Consider the following 16556-nt stretch of genomic DNA (forward strand, 5'->3'; position numbering starts at 1 on the left):
GACAAGTTATTAGTCGGCGCTGTATCTTTTCCGTACCGGGACAGACCCAATGAGGCACGAGTTCTCCCCTGTAGGCCTGCGCACAGTTCTTCCTACCATCGGCGCCCCGGTGACATTTGTAAATTAAGGGCACCTGCCCGACCTGGGTACCCGTTCAGTCGTTAATCAGAACGATCTTGCCGAATTTTCCGCCAGCCGCAAAACGCGCGTAGGCGTCAGCGGCTTCTGCCATTGGGTATGTGGCTTCAACCGGAACTTTCAGTGCTCCCGCAGCTAGATGCGGCAATACATGTTTCTCAACAGCACGAGCCGCGGCGGCCTTGTCTTCAAGACTTCGAGCTCGCAAGGTTGACCCGTGGATGCGCGCTCTTTTCACCATGAGATCAGTCAGATTTACTTCGGCTTTGTTGCCAGCGCCGGTACCGATCACGGCGATTCTTCCGCCAATTGCTAGAGAACGTAAGTCGTTAGGCAGATTGGGCGAGCCGACAAGCTCTAGGACCACATCGAAAGGACCGTGACTGCCAAAACCATCGGGTTCTACAACGTCAGCACCCAAGGCTGCCACGCTTTCTCGCAGTCCTTCATTCCTAACCGTCGCCACCACATGTGCACCAGCGGCCACCCCCAGCTGAACCCCGGCAATTCCCACGCCGCCCGCGGCACCATGGACACACAGCCGTTCGCCCATTGAGAGGCCAGCTTGGGTAAAGAGGGCGTCATGGGCCGTGGTGAAAACCTCGGGGAAACCACCAGCCGCGGCCCAATCTAGCGAATCGGGTACTGGAATCAGATGGCGTTCGTGAACCAGACACATTTCGCCTTGGCCACCACCACCTACCACGGCCATTACTCGGTCACCTACCTTAAAGCGGTCAGCCCCGGGGCCAAGAGCCGCCACTTCACCGGCCAGTTCTAGGCCTGGAATGTCTGACGGTGAACCTATCGGAGCCGGATATCGACCTAGCACTTGGAGGCGATCGGCCCCGTTAAGACCGGCCGCGCGTACATGCACCAGCACCTCGCCAGCACCGGGTACCGGATCGGGATGCTCTTTCCAATGGAGGGCACCGTCGACAATCGTAACTGCATACATGGCTTGCTCCGCTTCTCGCCTCGACACGCGTGTGGCTTAAACCTATCTCAATAAGCCACTCCCCACGTTGTCACCCCTTTATCACCAGCCATTACACTGACCGACCGCCTATGCAAGCCCCTGCTTGCCAATCTGGCAACTCAGTCTTCGTAGTCGTCCATTGGCGGAGGATCGGTGAAATGCACGGCTTCTTCTTCTGCAGAAAGGTCGGAGGCGTCAACCGATCTGGCGACCGACGTGCCTTCGGTATCTTCAGCGCCAACCTCGTCACTGTCGTCGGGCGGTTCAACTAAACGCATGCCATCTTCTTCGGGCAGCTCTTCGCTTCGATACCGATCTTCACGTTCTTCAATCGGTTCATCGACCCGTCCTTCGGCTGGCGTGGTGCCATATTCGCCCACACCCATTGGTTCCTCGGGTGGGTACTCAAGGTCGTCTACCGGCGTGTCGGTAACCGCCATTTTGTCGTCATCGAGCGCTTCGGCTTGGTCTTGGGGGTCACTCATGCCGTACAACTACCCTAAAACCATTTAGCTAAGACTCAATGTTCGAACCGGCGGCGTGCTCAAGGGTCGAACTAGCTACGTGCTCAATGTTCCAACGGGCGGCTTCAAGACACCAGAGCCGGCGGTGTTGCTTTACGGGCGTGATCCGTCTCCACCGCTGGCTCTGGTTAATTTTTTAGGCTCTCGTTGAGTTTTCGTGGGCTTCGATTCGTATAGAAGCGAGGTGCTGCCGACGGCCAGGTCAGTCTCGGAGCAGTCATAACCTGATCGACCCTAAGGGCCGCTCATTTTCGGCACAGCTAAGAGTTCTATACTGTCTGAGCCTGTTCCATGCTCGTGTGAACTCCCCATTCTCGACCAGATCGTACCTACTGAGGGCCCGGGCCTATTTCGCGCTGGTGTGAACTCCCCACGATTCTTAACAGGGATCCGAGCGTTTTAACAAGGGACCGAGAGCGTCAACCTTGCGGGTTTGAACCGCCGGCGGGTATAAACGACCAAAGCTCAGCCGCCGTTCCAACCGGACGTTTCGGCGCTTCGCCACCTTCAGGGGCCTGTCCCTGCCCCCCTTCTGACTGATGGCCAGCACCAAAGGCCGCCGAGTTAACCCAAGCTTCGAAAGCTGCGTCGTCGCGCCAGCGAGTCAGTACTAGCCACGTGGTCCGGCCATCAGTCGGCTGTAGTAGTTCAAAGCCCTCAAAACCGTCTTGATCATCGACGGCACCAGCGCGAGCAGCAAAGCGATGGGCCAGCTCATCGCCGCTTTCAGCTGGAACAGTTATGGCATTAATTTTCACAACACTCATACCTACAAGCGTAGGCCATCCGCGACGAGAGGTTGGTTCAAGACCGCACGCTTACGGTGGTCCCCAAGACCACCCGGGCTGCGCCCTTTGATAAAATTTACTAAAATAATTTTACAGGATTAAGCAACCGTTCAACAGCACCTAAATAATTTCCCTTGCCATTTTACCAAATACAAGTGTATAGTGGCTTTTACCTACATAGGAAATCGGGTGGGGGATTTACCCGGTTAAAATAGAATAAGGAGCGTGAACCATGTCGAACAGATTCACGAGGTACAAGCGTGCGTTTATGCGCTTACTTTTACTTTCCCTCGTTACCGCCATTGGTGTAACCAGCGGCTCCGTGGCATCAGCCCACATCTTGACGCCACACACAGGTAACGATAATTGGCACGTCACTGCTGCCACGTCTGGTACGTGCAGTCGCTCCGTGGCCCACATGGACGGTGATTTCAGCTATTTTGCACGTGCCTTTGCTACGAGCGGTGCCATTTCGGGTACGTGCACCAGCACAGGAAGCCGGATCATCGGAATTTATAAAGGTCATGACCATCCTGACCCACACCACCTTTACTATGCGTCGTGGTCAAGTGGTTTTGACACCTTCTCTTCAACACCAAGCAACGGCTGGTACTACGTGAGCCGTTCTGAGCACCGAGCAAATGGGTACATAACGAGCTATTCACTCTGAGATAAATACCACTAGCAACGCTAAGGATTATGCAAATGACTTTTCGAGAGTTCTTGAAACCACAATTCATGCGACTAATAGCAGCTACAACACTCGGGGTGCTCATAGTTGCATCGTTAACACTAATACTCAACGCAAATGTATCTGCGAAGTCAGATAATGACCCTAATAATATTGATCCAACGAATAGCCATGCCGTAAAAACATCCATACTCGAAATGGCGCAGCTTGCAAAAGCAGCAGGTTTGCAATCTCAATTTGAGGCTTTAGAGGATGGCGAGGTGACCAGGTCTGAATACGAAGATGCAATTAATAGAGTAATTTCGTGTTCCCGTGAGGCCGGGCTAAACGTCACCGACACCGAACCAGACTGGAGCGGAAAGCTGCTCAGCTATGGGGTAATCATTTCCTCTGATCCCGCACCATCTGACCCCGGGATCGAAGCTCACGACAAATGTTACGACGAGCTCGCTTTCTTTGTCGATCAAGCATTTTCACTGGAAACCTTTGGTGATCGCCAAAACAGCATGGCCGATGCGGTTGAATGCATTGCGTCATTCGGCGTGGACACTGAGCCTATGTATGGCCCTGGCGGCAACCTTGTTCCGACCAAAGTGCTGGAACTCGCCTTTGAAGAGTTCAACCTCTGCACCACGCAGACCCGAGAATAATCTTATGTCACTAAGATTATGCTAGGTATGTTAGGCGGGCTCACGTGGCCCGCCTAACATACCTCTGCCGCCACAATATTGATCATATGCTTGTATCATACGAGCTATCGAATAGAAAAAGGAGGAGCAAGATGAGCAGTCTAGTTGCATGGGGCATCGCCGCAGCCGTACTACTTGTTGCGTTACTGGTCGCGCTCCGGTGGGGCAAGCAAACCGAGGGCTCAACCAACGCCAACCATATTATTGAAGCTGAAAAAACTAATCCACGAAGTCAAGGGCTCTGAACCTAACCTTCCTGGCTTGATCAGCTGGTCACCGCACATTACACATTCCAGCTACCAAATCCCGTTTGGTCAGACCATGAGCCCACCTTGTTCTGTGTTCTGGCTAGCGGAAGCCATAAGTTTGTTAGAGAACTTCGGTATCGGCCGTGCGACCCCAATTAACGAGCTTCAGGCCGCTGGGGCCGTTTTCAACCACGGTGATGCTGCCGTTGTCGACCCTGGCCTGCAGCACGGCGTCATCGCCTCGGGCGGCACCGATGATGGCATTGATAGCAATAAAATGGCTGAAGATTACGGTGTCTTTGTCGGCGGTTCTTACCGTTTCTAATAGAGATTGACGCCAAGCCTGTGGTTGCGGTTCTAGCTGTGCCCACCCGGTGGCCATGGCACGGCTCAGCCATTCACCCCGACCTTCCAAATCATCGGTCGGTGCCACGACCTCCGAAACCGTCTGATCTACCACGGCTTCGGTTTCCCAAAGCTTGGCTAACGGTTCCGCCGTTTCACGACAACGTCTCATTGGGCTAGTCACAATTGGTAAGCGACCGATGCTCTGAAGTTCAGCGGCCGCCGCGTCGGCCTGCTCACGACCCAGCTCATCGAGACCAGGGTCGGCGTCTACGTTGTACGCAGCGCTCGCTCGTCCGTGACGTACCAAATAAAGCCGGGCCATTACCTCACACTTTCCTTCCGTTAATCACAACGATCTTGTTATGAGTTTTGTGCGCTATGCGGAGAAAACTCATAACAAGATCGGGATTGCACACGCGAATCTCAGTCATCATGCCAGCAGCTTGGGTCATCATGCCAGCAGCTACGACACCACCGAGCCCGACGCTTAGCCATTAGGCAGTGGCCACCATGGCCAAGGTTCCCCCGACGATTAAGCCCAACCCTAAGAGTGACCTTCGGCCTTGTCGCTCTCTAAAGAAAATGGCCGCCAAACCAACTGTTACTACCACGCTCAATTTATCGATGGGCACCACCACGCTCGCAGGTCCATCTTGCATGGCTTTCCAATAGAACAGCCAAGAAGCGCCGGTCGCCACACCTGACAGCCCTAGAAAAACCAACTCTCGCTTCGGAACGTTACGCAAAGAGACGTATTCATCTTTGGCAAGAACAACCAACCAGGCCATCACAATTACGACGGTGGTTCTGATGTACACACCCAGGTTGGCCTCCACGCCCGAGATTCCCACTTTGCCCAAAACCGCTGTTAGCGCAGCGAAAACAGCAGCACCTGACGCATAGAGCATCCACGGGCCTTGTTCGGCTCCGGTGTCGGATCGGGCTGGCCGCTCGAGCATAAAGTAAGTACCAACCGCTATTAGGACTATTCCGACCAGCTTTACCGCTAGCGATTCGGTTTCACCGAAGACAACGATGGCCAATACGAGGGTCAAAACGATGCTCGACTTGTCGACAACCGCTACTTTAGCGACCGGTCCCAGCTGTAAGGCACGGAAAAAGAACAGCCAAGAGGCACCCGTGGCGATACCCGAAAGCACCAGGAACACCCAGGTTTTGGCGTCAAGTTCGGTGATAGTCGGCGCTGAACCGACAAGCTGTACCATCACCCCGGCGCAAACCAACACAATTATTGTCCGTACCGCGGTGGCAAGACTTGAGGGGATGCTCTCGACGCCAGCTTTTGCTAACACCGCTGTTAAGCCAGCAAAGAATGCGGCCCCTAACGAGTAGACAATCCACATCTATGCGCGATCATCATTCGGGAAGCTCCGTATTCGGGAAGCTCCGTATTCGGGGAGATTCGGTTTTTGAAACCAGCTGGATGTGTCAGCAGCATCTTGTTATGAGTTTTGTGCGCTATGCGGAGAAAACTCATAACAAGATCAGAAACCAAAGAGGAATTAGCGGCCCTTCCAAACCGGGTCACGCTTCTCAATGAACGCAGTGGCGCCTTCTTTGGCGTCTTCGCTGTTAAAGACCTGGGGTTGCAGAACCGACTGGCGTTCCCAGGCAGCGTCGATGTCGTTAACCGCCATACGCACCAATTCCTTGGTCGCAGCCAACCCCAACGGGCCATTCTTCGCGATGCGTTCGGCCATCGCAATAGCGGCCTCTAACACCTCGTCGGGTTCAACCACCTGGTTAACCAAGCCCAGCTCATAGGCACGTTCGGCTGATATGTTGTCGCCGGTCAGAGTCATTTCGAGGGCCACCGCCAATGGAATACGGGTGCCCAGCACAATGCCTCCGCCTGCAGCAAACAGCGAGCGCTTCACCTCGGGCAAGCCAAACTGGGCGGCCGAAGAAGCCACGACCATGTCGCAACCCATCAGCACTTCAAAGCCACCCGCAACGGCTGTGGCGTTGGCGGCGCCCACTACCGGTACGCTTACGTTGCCTCGCACAAACCGACCAAAAACTGCCATGCCTTCTTGTTGTTCGGGCGTGGGCTTGTTGTCGCCCGATGCGAAGGCCCGCAGGTCCATTCCAGCACAAAACGCCCGGTCACCAGTGCCGGTAACCACCACGGCTCGAATGTTGGGGTCTTCCTCGGCCTCGGCTAGCGCGGCACCAAAGCTTCCCATCAATTCGGGATTCAAGGCATTGCGCGCCTCGGGTCGGTTTAGGCGCAGTACTAACACTGCTCCCCGTTCTTCACGCACTAATACTGGTTCTACATCAGACATATGTGGCCCGCTCCGTTCATAGCCATAACAAGGGAAAGAAGCCTGCACCCACCAACGTGTGGGCGCAGCGCAATCGTTTTACGTGTCACAAACTACTAGAGGGCCACCTTTAACGCCTTGAATGCAACGAATCGACAGCCAAGCCGCTCTCGAAGTTCGATATCGAGAGTCCTTTTAAGCTTCGCCGGTCCTGGTTAGAACCTTACGGCTTAAAGGTCTGAGAGCAGGAAGACCTGAAACCACGGGGACTTGAAACCTAGGGGATTTGAAACCAAGGGCACCAAATTCCAAAGGCAGAGTTCCGAAGCTACGAATATGAGCCCAAACCATAGATCTGTGCGGCTGTTACCTACGCCCTGTTGATGAACTTTTATCTTCCGGCACCTTCAAACCGGCCTGTTGTATAGCCTTTGGTGAAGGTTGCAGGGCCCATCTGTGGCAGTGCCCGTACGGAGACAGGAGTAGTAAATGCAAGTTTCAGGAACCGGCGCCATGATCGTTGGCGGCGCCTCGGGAATGGCACGTGCCGCCGCCGAGCGGCTGAAAGAAAAGGGTGCCAAGATCGCCATTGTCGACCTGCCAACCTCGGATGGCGCGGCAGTGGCTGAAAGCTTGGGCGGAACATTCCACCCACTAGATGTTACCGATGAAGCTGCGGTGGAACGTGTGGTGCCGGAGGTTTCAGAATCATTGGGCGGAATTCACATCGCCATTAACACCGCTGGTGGCGGAGTTGCCCAACGAACCATCGACAAGAACGGGCCTCACCCACTGGATGCCTTCAAACGCATTATCGACTTGAACCTAATCGCTACCTTCAATCTCAACCGTCTTCAGGCCTGGGAAATGAACAAGAACGAACCGAACGACGACGGCGAACGTGGCGTGATAATTAATACCGCTTCAATTGCGGCCTTCGAGGGTCAAATTGGCCAGGTGGCCTACACCGCCGCCAAAGCTGGCATTGCCGGAATGACCCTTACCATGGCCCGAGACTTGGGGAGCATGGGTATTCGGGTGAACTCGGTCGCACCAAGCTTGTTCGCCACTGGGCTCACCAAAGGCATCCCCGATGAGTTCGCTGATGTGCTCACTAAAGATGCTGCTTTCCCGAAGCGGATGGGACGCCCAGATGAGTACGCCACTTTGGCGGTGGCCATTGTGGAATCGGCCATGTTGAACGGTTCGTGTATCCGCCTCGACGGCGGTCAGCGCTTCGCCCCCAAATGAGCCCTAAGAGGTGGCAGAATTAACCACCTCAAAAGCAACTAGCTATATCTTGACCGTCCGCTGGGTAGTTGAGCTCAAGTTCTCCTGCCCAAGCGGACGCTCGGCCTGCCTTCCAGTGAGGCTTAGGTATGCCTGCAAGAGAGGCACAGCCCGCTATGCCCGAACTTTGTATTGCGACCACTCAGGTAGCAGTGTCTCTACGGCTGGCACTCAGGTAGCGGTGGCTCTACGCCTGGCTGGGGGCAATTACTTCGTCACCGAAACGGGCTAGCACTTCCCCTATTGCGGCTGGGTTGTAACCCATGGGTGGAACAATAACTCTGCTGACCCCTAGCTCAGCTAGGCGGCCCACCTCGTCTAATGCCTGTTCACCACCGGCAGCCACACCAGCACCACCCGCGGTCACCTCAATGGTGTTCGGGTCACGCCCGGCGTCTTCTGCGGCCTGGCGCATTTCATCTAACAGTGCGGGCAAGTCGCCTTTTGCGGGGAAGAATCCATCGCCCAAACGCCCAGCCCTTCGCGCCGCGGCGACCGAGTGTCCCCCGATGTGGACTGGCACCTTGCGGTTAATGGGACGTGGCCTACTGATTGCCTCAGTGAATTTGATTGTTTCGCCTTCGAAGGTGGCGTGGTCTTGTGACCACAGTGCCCGCATGGCCTCCACATACTCTTCGGTGCGTATCGCCCGATCAGGAAACGAAGCGCCTAGAATCTCGAATTCCTCTTCCAACCAACCAATCCCAACGCCCAGCTCTACTCGGCCGCCAGAGAGCAGGTCTAGGGTGGCGATTTCTTTGGCAGTAATCACCGGGTTGCGTTGAGGCAAAATCATTACGCCGGTACCGAGCCGCAAGGTGGTGGTTTGGGCTGCGACCCAGGTAAGCCAAATAAGTGGATCGGGGATGTCGAAATCAGAACCACCCGGCATCTTGCCATCACCTGAATACGGGTAGGCCGAGGCGTATTCACGTGGCACCACCACATGCTCAACCGTCCACAGCGACTCGAAACCCGCCTGCTCAGCGGCCTTGGCAATAGCAGCAGCACCCTCGGGGCTGACGTATGGACCAGTGTTCGCAAACATGATGCCGTATTTCATGCCCGCTGAATGTACCCGGTTGCGGCACAACGATCAACGCCACGCACGGCCTGCAGCGCTGTTATCGTGAGATCAGCAGAAGGGAGCACTGCGATATGACTGAAATCTGTGCCCACCTAGACACCGTCGCCGACGTCACCCCCTCAAGTAACGGTTGCGAAGATTGTGAGCGTATCGGGGGAGAGTGGGTCAAGCTTCGCTTGTGCATGCGCTGTGGTCATGTCGGCTGCTGCGACAGCTCACCAAACCAACATGCCACCGCCCATTGGCACGAACACCCCGACCACCCACTTATTCGTTCCTACGAACCGGGTGAGAACTGGTGGTGGTGCTATATCGACGAAACTTCATTCGAGGTCGAAGGCGCGCCTCCAGCACCTTCTCACCAGTAGCGAAGTACGCATAAAGCACGCGTTTGCACGTCTTACAAGGCGAGCCGATGCTAGAGGTTCAGCGAGCGGCGGCCATTCCACCAATCACACTCGATGGTGAGTTGTTGATGACTACCGCTCGCCCAATAACACTCGATGGCGAGCGGTTGGCGAAGCGGCAAGCGAAGCTTCTCCATGCTCGACCTATCACCCTGGTTGGTTGAGTGACGGGGCCCTTTAGCGGCGGTTTCTAACCAGAAACCTCGCGGACTGAAAGCGGTGCCCCACTTGGCCCCCGAACCAGGATGCTTTGTGACGCGAATCCGAGGACGCCGTTTTCATCGTAGAGATGGGCATTGGCGACACCGGCACCCAGCACGCCAATGTGCGAGTCGGTGTTCATCCCAAGCCAAGGCCCCGACATAGGACGAAACATGTTGAGGGTGGTATCGGCATTGATAGCAAAAACGGTTCGCTCCTCATCAACAGTCGGGCTCTCCTGGGTAGAGCGCAACAGGTTGGGAACCGAATACGTCCAATCAGCCAGAGTGGCAGCGGCCAAGAAGCCCGAGTTGGTTTCACCTTCCACCACTGGAACGGCCAGACGAAACCAGACCATTTCATCCATCGGGTCAATGTGAATATCGATGGCGTGATGAAAGGCTGGCTCATCTGCTCCGGGCCGCATAAAAGGAGGTGCGGCTATGTCTGTTCCACTAGGTGGCACCGGGCAGCGCTCTGCGGCCTGGTTGTTGTCAACCTGTAAATCGGTTAACCGAACCCGCAACGCAGTGCCACGAACCCAAAGCTCATCGTCGGTATAGAGCGAGATGTCGACGAAATCTATGCTTTTGCCCGCCCGAACGGTGGATGTTTCAACTCGTAACGGTGCCATGGGGGCCGCACGCATCATGTCAACTGTGAGTCGCACCACCTGTCGGGGAACATCGGTGGGATGGTTTTCGGCCCCGCGTGCAATAGCCGCCAACATGGCACTTCCATGCAGCGATCCCTCGTACCATGGACCTCGACACAGCACCCCGGGGATGAGAAAATCACCTTCGAGACGGAACAAGGCTTCATCACGTTTGGGCGCATAGGTGCTAGTCATCGCCAGCGATGTTACGACAACTCACTAGCTCGACAAACTCTCGGGTCAGTCACAATTACTGGCCCTTCGTAAATCCAGCTCTTCGTTGTGGGCTAGCGAAACTCATGCCAGGCTGGCAATATGCGGCGACGCTCCAATCCACGCCCCAGCCCACTTGGTGAAACCACTGAAACCACTGAAACCGCCAAGCGACATGCTCCCGGCGGTGATGCTCTCGGTACTTTCGGCATAAGTGTGGCCAAGAGAGTTGCATTGTTGCTGGTGCTATCTGTGTTGGCGGCGTGTTCCGAACCAGGTTCTTCATCGGCACCCTCAACTACCCAGAGCAGCCCCCCTACCACTGAAGTGGAAACAACACAGCCGCCAACCAGTTCAACCTCAACCACCGAGGCCACTACAACCAGCACGGTTCCACCTCCACCAACCCAAGAATTAGCCGGTGCCAGAACAATTTGTAGCTATTCGGGCCTGACCGTGCCCAATGAGATTTTGGGAATGCTCGCTGAAGGTAAAGCCAGCGGCGTTCTGTGGTTCAAGAGCAATATCCCCAACCAACAAACCGCCCAAACAAGCGCAGCCGCCATTCAAGCCGCTGCCAGTCAAGCCGCCAGCGGGTTAGGCCCAGCCATAATCACCATCGACCAAGAAGGCGGCCAGATTCGCCGCATCGACGGACCTCCCCAATTGAGCGCCTCTGAACTCGGTCGCCTCAGCACTGAAGAAATAACTCAACAAGGTGCTGAAACCGCCGAAGTGATGCTCAGCTGGGGTGCCAACTTCGACCTCGCCCCGGTGGCCGATGTGGCACGAGCAGGGTCATTCCTAGTGAGCCAACAACGTTCTTTCAGCGATGACCCCCAATTAGCAGCCGAGGCCGTGGCGGCCTTCGTTTCTGGGCTACGTCACGGTGGTGTGGCGACCACGGTGAAACATTTCCCGGGGCTTGGTGCGGCGGTTACTAACACCGATTTCGATCCGACTGAGATCGATCTTTCTCGGGAACAGATGAACGCCACAGACCTGCCACCTTTCATCGCTGGTATTGATGCGGGCGCAGATGCGGTGATGATTTCAAGCGCTACCTACCCGGCGTTGGACTCGGTACCGGCGGTGCTTTCCGAACACATCATCAACGACCTGCTGCGGAATGAGCTTGGTTTCGATGGTGTAGTTATTTCCGATGCCTTCGACGCCGAAGCTGTTAAAGAACTCGGGCCGATAGAGGAAGTTGTGGTTGAGGCTGCCAACGCCGGAGTCGACGTTTTCATCACTGCCACAACGGCCGCATGCCAACAAATTCATCAGGCGTTGGCTCAGGCCATTGACAATGGGACGATTCCGCTTGAAAACGCCGTGGATTCTTACTGGCGTGTGGCGGAGCTCCGTTCAAATCTAGCTTCCAATTAGGACCCCGCTTCGGCGAAGCAAAACCGATAGCCTGGTTAGGACGTCGACCCGAGCTGTTTTTTGTGAGCCACGTTCCTACATCTGAAACAAGTGTTGTGCCCGAAGCCGAAAGTAATCGTGCTGAACAGGTTGAGGCTTGGTTCACAACTCCGGTAATTGTGGCTGCTTTGGCCTCGGTTCCAGCCATGTTTCTAACCACCATGGAAGGCCACGCTGAAACCGTCGGGTCAGCTCTCAACTACGCCACAATGGCCGTGTTCATAGCTGAAACTTTGGTGCTACTGGCGTTTAGCACCGACCGCTTGGAATGGCTCCGCAAGCACCGTTTTGTAGTTGCTGTCACCCTTCTCACCATCCCGGCAGTGGTTTTTGCGGTGGGACCAATTCAGATATTTCGGCTGATTCGCCTGGTGGGAGCATTACGAATAGTGCGAGTGCGACGGGTGCTAAAAGCGGGCCTCATCCTGCGGAAACGTGCCCAACTGTCAGGGCGCGCATGGCAAGCTACCGCCTTTATCCTCTCGTTGGCGGCGGCGATATTTGTCGGGTTTATTTTGGCCGACCCATCATCGACTAGCCGACGAACTATCGATGCCACTGTCGGCCGAATTGGCTTTTTTGCCACTCTTGTTGCGGCCGCAATTTTGGCTCTAGCAACCTATGTTGTGGCACGAACTCGTCGGCAAAATTCGCAAGCAAAGAGCGCGGCTAGCGAGCGGCGGGGCTCTTTCTAGAACCTGTCCAGAAACGGCAGACGGTCGTTCCGAATGCTCGGGCCGCCGGTTATCTTGTTATGAGTTTTACGCGCTATTCGGAGAAAACTCATAACAAGATCCGAAACAGAGGGCGAACCGTTAATATCAGGTGCGCCCAACACCGCCAACGACAAACGCTGCTAATGCCGAACACAGCGGATGTCGGACACAACTAATGCCAAACACAGCCAGGAATGTGCTGAAAATTTAGAACCACGCCAGGATACAGGGAATGCCCAAAGCCTCTAGCGATCACACCAACGCCTCGGACGCTGATCAACCAGCCTTAAGCCACAGCGGAAAACTACGACCCGGATCGGTGGCATTCACCTTAACCATGTCGCTCACCATGGCTATGACAGCTCTCGCCATTGATTCGATGCTGCCCGCCTTTGATTCGATCCGAGACGACCTTGGTTTAGCCCGTGGCGCCACTGACGTCGCGGTGCTGGTCACAGGGTTCATGATCGGTTTTGGGCTAGGCCAACTTCCCGCCGGGCTGCTAGCTGATCGCTTCGGGCGTCGCCAGGTGCTCTGGGGTGGCCTCGCCATTTACGTCATCGGTGCGATTGCAACCATGCTCGCGCCAACGCTCGCCACTATGGCGTTCGCTCGATTTATTTGGGGCCTCGGCGCCGCAGGGCCACGAGTGGCGGTCACTGCCATTATTCGAGATTCGTTTGAAGGCGAACAGATGGCTCGCCAAATGTCCAACATCATGGCCATCTTCCTGCTGGTACCAATGATCGCTCCGAGTGCTGGGGCAGCCATGGTTGCTCTCGGCTCGTGGCACTACACAGTACTTATGTGCGCTGCAGTGGCAGTGGTGGTATTTGCCTTCTCGGTACGTCTACCAGCCACTTTACCGCCAGAAAAACGTCGATCCCTAAGCGGCACCGAGATTATTGCAAGCTGGCGGATAGTGCTTACCACGCCGGGTACCTTGCCCTATCTAGCTGCCATCACCATTGCCACCAGCGTATTTTTGTCGTACCTAGCTTCATCAGAAAACATCTTCGGCACTGTGTTTGGGCTTGATACCTGGTTCCCCCTGATTTTTGGCGTGATGGCGGTGGGCCTTGCGGTAGGCGCCCTCATCAACGGGCGGATTGTGGAACGGATCGGCCTCGATCGAATCCTGTTTGTAACCTCATCGGGCTTCGTTCTCGCTTCAACCCTGATGGCGGTTGTAGCCATTGTTGGAGACGGAACACCACCGTTCTTGTTGTTTGCATTCACCCTGCTACTCACGTTGATGTCGCTACAAATCATGATGATCAACGCCAATACGGCGGCCATGATCCCGTTGGGCAATGTGGCTGGGTCGGGAGCCGCCCTGTTAGGCATGGCACCAATGGTGATCGGTTCAATTCTCGGCTCACTCATCGACCGCCAATTCGACGGCACCATAACGCCGTTGTCGTTGGCTTTTGTGGTGGCTTCGCTGCTGAGCTTTAGCGCTATTCGCCACGCCGCCCGCGTTGCTCCAGAACGCGTGAACACGCTGACAACCACCACGACCACCGCTTAATCGCTGACTGCCCGTGATCTTGTTATGAGTTTTCTCCGCATAGCGCGCAAAACTCATAACAAGATCCGCTTACGACATCGGGGGGCTGCGCTAGGAAACGGCGAGGTCGATTCGACGAAGCAGTTGGGCGTTGGCGGCTACCACGATGGTGGAAAGGCTCATCAAAATCGCCGCTAGAGCTGGTGGCATAACCACACCGGCCCAGCCCAACGCACCGGCCGCAATTGGTATGGCCACAATGTTGTAGCTAGCCGCCCACCACAGATTTTGAACGCTCTTTCGGTAGGCGGCTTCCGACAACTTAACGATGCTCACCACCGAGCGAGGGTCGGAACTAGCCAAAATGAGGCCAGCCGATTCGATGGCCACATCGGTGCCCGCGCCGATGGCAATGCCCACATCGGCTCGGGCTAGTGCGGGGGCATCGTTTACCCCATCGCCAACCATGGCCACCTTGAGGCCTTGTTCTTGCAGCTCAGAAACCTGGGCGTCTTTATCTTCGGGCAGTACCTCAGCCATTATCTGGTCGACCCCAAGATCATGGCCCACAGCATCGGCTACGGCCTGTGAATCGCCGGTGATAAGCACCACCTGGTGACCGAGTTTCTTAATTTCATCGACGGCAGTGCGAGCTTCAGGGCGTATTTCATCCTCCACAGCGATGCCGCCCAGTACCGAGTGATCGTCGGTTAGGAATAGAACCGATGAACCCCGCTCGCGCCAGCCTTCAATCCACTCGGCTAGTTCCGACGGCTCACTTAGCTCTCGTTCTCGCAGCATGTTCGGCCCACCTACGGCGTAGGTGCGGCCCTCGACTGTGGCTTCAACGCCGCGGCCAGTCATGGAACGAAACTCAGTGGCCGCTGGAATTTCTCCGGCTTCCGAAGCCGCCGTCACAATGGCTCGAGCTAAAGGGTGTTCGCTGTCGGCCTCTACCGCGGCGGCGAGCCGAAGCACCTCGCGCTCACTGAGCGCAACCCCCGCCGTACCGGCCACCGTGTGGGAACCTTTGGTTAAAGTACCGGTTTTGTCGAAGAGAAAAGCGTCGATGGTGCGGCTTTGCTCAAACGCCAAACGGTCTTTGATGAGAATGCCGTGTCGCGCCGCCAAGGCTGCCGAAATCGAGGTAGTAAGGGGAATGGCTAGGCCCAGTGCATGAGGGCACGAAATTACCAGCACGGTAACCACCCGGGTCACAGCTTCGCCGGCATCGCCAACTACCAGCCACACGACCCCCGTGATGATGGCGGCGCCAAAAGCCACATAAAACAACAGTGCCGCCGCCCGATCAGCCAACACTTGGGTACGTGATTGGGAATCTTGGGCTTCGCTCACCAAACGTTGTATGCCAGCCAAGGCGGTGTCTTCACCAACGGCGCGCACCCGAACCCGGATGGCAGAGTCGGTAGAAACCGTGCCGGCAATTACCAGGTCACCCGCCGTTTTGGCCACCGGTTTCGATTCGCCGGTGATCATCGATTCATCAAGTTCTGCCGAGCCCTCAAGAATTTCGCCATCAGCGGGAACTCGGGTACCCGAACGGACCAACACAATGTCATCGGCGGCTAATTCATCTAGTCTCACCGATTCGGTTGAACCATCGGGTAACACTCGTTCTGCTTCATCGGGTAGAAGTTCGGCTAATGCAGCTACGGCGTCTTGGGCTTGGCCCAAGGCTTTCATTTCTTGCCAGTGGCCCAGCAACATTACCGACACTAGTGCCGCCAGCTCCCACCAAAAATCAAGATCAAAGCGGTCGAACGAAGTGACCATTGAGGCCACATAGGCCACGATGATTGCCATTGAGATCAAGAGCATCATGCCCGGTTGGCGGGCCTTAAGCTCGGATAAGCCACCTTCTAAAAACGGCCAGCCCGCCCAAAAGAAAATGATGCTGCCTAAAACTGGGCCCACCCAGTTCACACCGTAGAAATCGAGGTTGTATCCAAACCAGTCCATCACCATGGGGCTGGTAATGACGACGGGAAGGGTTAACAGCAGGCTCCACCAAAACAGCCGGCGAAAATGTTCGGCATGGTCACCGTGGTCGTGATGGTTGTGGCCATCGTCGTCATGGCCATGATCGTGATGATCGTGATCGTGATCATCACGGTCGACAGCGCCGCCCTGGCGGTAATCGCTCGGCTGATCGTCGTCGTGGCCGTGCTCATGGTCATGGGTGGGCATGATCAAGCTCCTCTAATTGGCAGGCTCTTCCCCATTCTAGGTAGCCAGGACGTTTATACGATCTGGCACGTTCAGGCTTCGTCCCCCAGACCAAGCCAGCCAAGCCCGCCCACTAGGCGCGTTCCCAGCCAGACTTTTCGGGTTGGGG

18 protein-coding genes are annotated in these 16556 nt (G+C 55.8%); 8 read left to right on the top strand and 10 right to left on the bottom strand.

Features of this window, described 5'->3' with window-relative positions; translation table 11 throughout:
- Positions 1 to 154: 154 nt before the first annotated feature.
- From WC184_07570 to WC184_07585, 4 genes are all read right to left on the bottom strand, one after another.
- Positions 155 to 1096, bottom strand: a complete 942-nt coding sequence (locus WC184_07570; GenBank protein ID MFA7477741.1) for a zinc-binding dehydrogenase — start codon at positions 1094 to 1096, stop codon at positions 155 to 157.
- Positions 1097 to 1236: 140 nt separating this feature from the next.
- Positions 1237 to 1602, bottom strand: coding sequence for a hypothetical protein (locus WC184_07575; protein MFA7477742.1), 366 nt, complete (start codon positions 1600 to 1602; stop codon positions 1237 to 1239).
- A 458-nt stretch (positions 1603 to 2060) separates the two neighbouring features.
- Complete coding sequence (locus WC184_07580) at positions 2061 to 2408, bottom strand: antibiotic biosynthesis monooxygenase (protein MFA7477743.1); 348 nt, start codon at positions 2406 to 2408, stop codon at positions 2061 to 2063.
- Positions 2409 to 2757: 349 nt separating this feature from the next.
- Positions 2758 to 2955, bottom strand: a complete 198-nt coding sequence (locus tag WC184_07585; protein MFA7477744.1) for a hypothetical protein — start codon at positions 2953 to 2955, stop codon at positions 2758 to 2760.
- A gap of 179 nt (positions 2956 to 3134) precedes the next feature.
- Between WC184_07585 and WC184_07590 the strand changes: the two genes are divergently transcribed.
- Both WC184_07590 and WC184_07595 read left to right on the top strand, forming a co-directional pair.
- Positions 3135 to 3770 carry a hypothetical protein gene (locus WC184_07590; protein MFA7477745.1) on the top strand — a complete coding sequence of 212 codons (636 nt, stop codon included), beginning with the start codon at positions 3135 to 3137 and terminating at the stop codon, positions 3768 to 3770.
- 131 nt (positions 3771 to 3901) lie between these two features.
- Positions 3902 to 4054, top strand: coding sequence for a hypothetical protein (locus WC184_07595; GenBank protein MFA7477746.1), 153 nt, complete (start codon positions 3902 to 3904; stop codon positions 4052 to 4054).
- Between the two features lie 124 nt (positions 4055 to 4178).
- Here WC184_07595 and WC184_07600 read toward each other — a convergent pair whose 3' ends face one another.
- The 3 genes from WC184_07600 to WC184_07610 all read right to left on the bottom strand — a co-directional run bounded on the left by WC184_07600 (position 4179) and on the right by WC184_07610 (position 6714).
- The gene (locus tag WC184_07600) at positions 4179 to 4727 is read right to left on the bottom strand and encodes a histidine phosphatase family protein (protein MFA7477747.1); all 549 of its coding nucleotides are present in this window, start codon (positions 4725 to 4727) and stop codon (positions 4179 to 4181) included.
- Positions 4728 to 4899: 172 nt separating this feature from the next.
- Entirely contained in the window at positions 4900 to 5769 is an 870-nt protein-coding gene (locus WC184_07605; GenBank protein ID MFA7477748.1) for an EamA family transporter, read from the bottom strand.
- Positions 5770 to 5928: 159 nt separating this feature from the next.
- The gene (locus WC184_07610) at positions 5929 to 6714 is read right to left on the bottom strand and encodes an enoyl-CoA hydratase-related protein (protein MFA7477749.1); all 786 of its coding nucleotides are present in this window, start codon (positions 6712 to 6714) and stop codon (positions 5929 to 5931) included.
- A gap of 468 nt (positions 6715 to 7182) precedes the next feature.
- Between WC184_07610 and WC184_07615 the strand changes: the two genes are divergently transcribed.
- Positions 7183 to 7944 (top strand): SDR family oxidoreductase, encoded by a 762-nt coding sequence (locus WC184_07615; GenBank protein ID MFA7477750.1) that lies wholly within the window; start codon positions 7183 to 7185, stop codon positions 7942 to 7944.
- 226 nt (positions 7945 to 8170) lie between these two features.
- Here the strand turns inward: WC184_07615 and WC184_07620 are convergent, their stop codons facing one another.
- Positions 8171 to 9046, bottom strand: coding sequence for an LLM class F420-dependent oxidoreductase (locus WC184_07620; protein MFA7477751.1), 876 nt, complete (start codon positions 9044 to 9046; stop codon positions 8171 to 8173).
- Between the two features lie 95 nt (positions 9047 to 9141).
- On the opposite strand from WC184_07620, the gene WC184_07625 reads away from it, so the two are divergent.
- Both WC184_07625 and WC184_07630 read left to right on the top strand, forming a co-directional pair.
- Complete coding sequence (locus WC184_07625) at positions 9142 to 9438, top strand: UBP-type zinc finger domain-containing protein (protein MFA7477752.1); 297 nt, start codon at positions 9142 to 9144, stop codon at positions 9436 to 9438.
- 47 nt (positions 9439 to 9485) lie between these two features.
- Positions 9486 to 9641 carry a hypothetical protein gene (locus WC184_07630; GenBank protein ID MFA7477753.1) on the top strand — a complete coding sequence of 52 codons (156 nt, stop codon included), beginning with the start codon at positions 9486 to 9488 and terminating at the stop codon, positions 9639 to 9641.
- 26 nt (positions 9642 to 9667) lie between these two features.
- Here the strand turns inward: WC184_07630 and WC184_07635 are convergent, their stop codons facing one another.
- Entirely contained in the window at positions 9668 to 10528 is an 861-nt protein-coding gene (locus WC184_07635; protein ID MFA7477754.1) for a thioesterase family protein, read from the bottom strand.
- Positions 10529 to 10648: 120 nt separating this feature from the next.
- Here WC184_07635 and WC184_07640 point away from each other — a divergent pair, with 120 nt between their 5' ends.
- The 3 genes from WC184_07640 to WC184_07650 all read left to right on the top strand — a co-directional run bounded on the left by WC184_07640 (position 10649) and on the right by WC184_07650 (position 14221).
- Positions 10649 to 11935 carry a glycoside hydrolase family 3 N-terminal domain-containing protein gene (locus WC184_07640; GenBank protein MFA7477755.1) on the top strand — a complete coding sequence of 429 codons (1287 nt, stop codon included), beginning with the start codon at positions 10649 to 10651 and terminating at the stop codon, positions 11933 to 11935.
- Between the two features lie 62 nt (positions 11936 to 11997).
- On the top strand, positions 11998 to 12669 hold the full coding sequence (locus tag WC184_07645) for a hypothetical protein (GenBank protein MFA7477756.1): 672 nt from the start codon (positions 11998 to 12000) through the stop codon (positions 12667 to 12669).
- Between the two features lie 253 nt (positions 12670 to 12922).
- The gene (locus tag WC184_07650; GenBank protein MFA7477757.1) at positions 12923 to 14221 is read left to right on the top strand and encodes a multidrug effflux MFS transporter; all 1299 of its coding nucleotides are present in this window, start codon (positions 12923 to 12925) and stop codon (positions 14219 to 14221) included.
- Between the two features lie 90 nt (positions 14222 to 14311).
- On the opposite strand, the gene WC184_07655 is transcribed toward WC184_07650, so the two are convergent.
- On the bottom strand, positions 14312 to 16408 hold the full coding sequence (locus WC184_07655) for a copper-translocating P-type ATPase (GenBank protein MFA7477758.1): 2097 nt from the start codon (positions 16406 to 16408) through the stop codon (positions 14312 to 14314).
- Between the last annotated feature and the right edge of the window lie 148 nt (positions 16409 to 16556).

This window comes from Acidimicrobiia bacterium, assembly GCA_041676705.1.
In the GTDB taxonomy this organism is placed as follows: Bacteria; Actinomycetota; Acidimicrobiia; order Acidimicrobiales; family SKKL01; genus Actinomarinicola.

Bases quoted from the DNA above. Each gene is read 5' to 3' on its own strand.
- WC184_07570 (MFA7477741.1), bottom strand. From the start codon at position 1,096: ATGTATGCAGTTACGATTGTCGACGGTGCCCTCCATTGGAAAGAGCAT.
- WC184_07575 (MFA7477742.1), bottom strand. From the start codon at position 1,602: ATGAGTGACCCCCAAGACCAAGCCGAAGCGCTCGATGACGACAAAATG.
- WC184_07580 (MFA7477743.1), bottom strand. From the start codon at position 2,408: ATGAGTGTTGTGAAAATTAATGCCATAACTGTTCCAGCTGAAAGCGGC.
- WC184_07585 (MFA7477744.1), bottom strand. From the start codon at position 2,955: ATGACCTTTATAAATTCCGATGATCCGGCTTCCTGTGCTGGTGCACGT.
- WC184_07590 (MFA7477745.1), top strand. From the start codon at position 3,135: ATGACTTTTCGAGAGTTCTTGAAACCACAATTCATGCGACTAATAGCA.
- WC184_07595 (MFA7477746.1), top strand. From the start codon at position 3,902: ATGAGCAGTCTAGTTGCATGGGGCATCGCCGCAGCCGTACTACTTGTT.
- WC184_07600 (MFA7477747.1), bottom strand. From the start codon at position 4,727: ATGGCCCGGCTTTATTTGGTACGTCACGGACGAGCGAGCGCTGCGTAC.
- WC184_07605 (MFA7477748.1), bottom strand. From the start codon at position 5,769: ATGTGGATTGTCTACTCGTTAGGGGCCGCATTCTTTGCTGGCTTAACA.
- WC184_07610 (MFA7477749.1), bottom strand. From the start codon at position 6,714: ATGTCTGATGTAGAACCAGTATTAGTGCGTGAAGAACGGGGAGCAGTG.
- WC184_07615 (MFA7477750.1), top strand. From the start codon at position 7,183: ATGCAAGTTTCAGGAACCGGCGCCATGATCGTTGGCGGCGCCTCGGGA.
- WC184_07620 (MFA7477751.1), bottom strand. From the start codon at position 9,046: ATGAAATACGGCATCATGTTTGCGAACACTGGTCCATACGTCAGCCCC.
- WC184_07625 (MFA7477752.1), top strand. From the start codon at position 9,142: ATGACTGAAATCTGTGCCCACCTAGACACCGTCGCCGACGTCACCCCC.
- WC184_07630 (MFA7477753.1), top strand. From the start codon at position 9,486: ATGCTAGAGGTTCAGCGAGCGGCGGCCATTCCACCAATCACACTCGAT.
- WC184_07635 (MFA7477754.1), bottom strand. From the start codon at position 10,528: ATGACTAGCACCTATGCGCCCAAACGTGATGAAGCCTTGTTCCGTCTC.
- WC184_07640 (MFA7477755.1), top strand. From the start codon at position 10,649: ATGCGGCGACGCTCCAATCCACGCCCCAGCCCACTTGGTGAAACCACT.
- WC184_07650 (MFA7477757.1), top strand. From the start codon at position 12,923: ATGCCCAAAGCCTCTAGCGATCACACCAACGCCTCGGACGCTGATCAA.
- WC184_07655 (MFA7477758.1), bottom strand. From the start codon at position 16,408: ATGCCCACCCATGACCATGAGCACGGCCACGACGACGATCAGCCGAGC.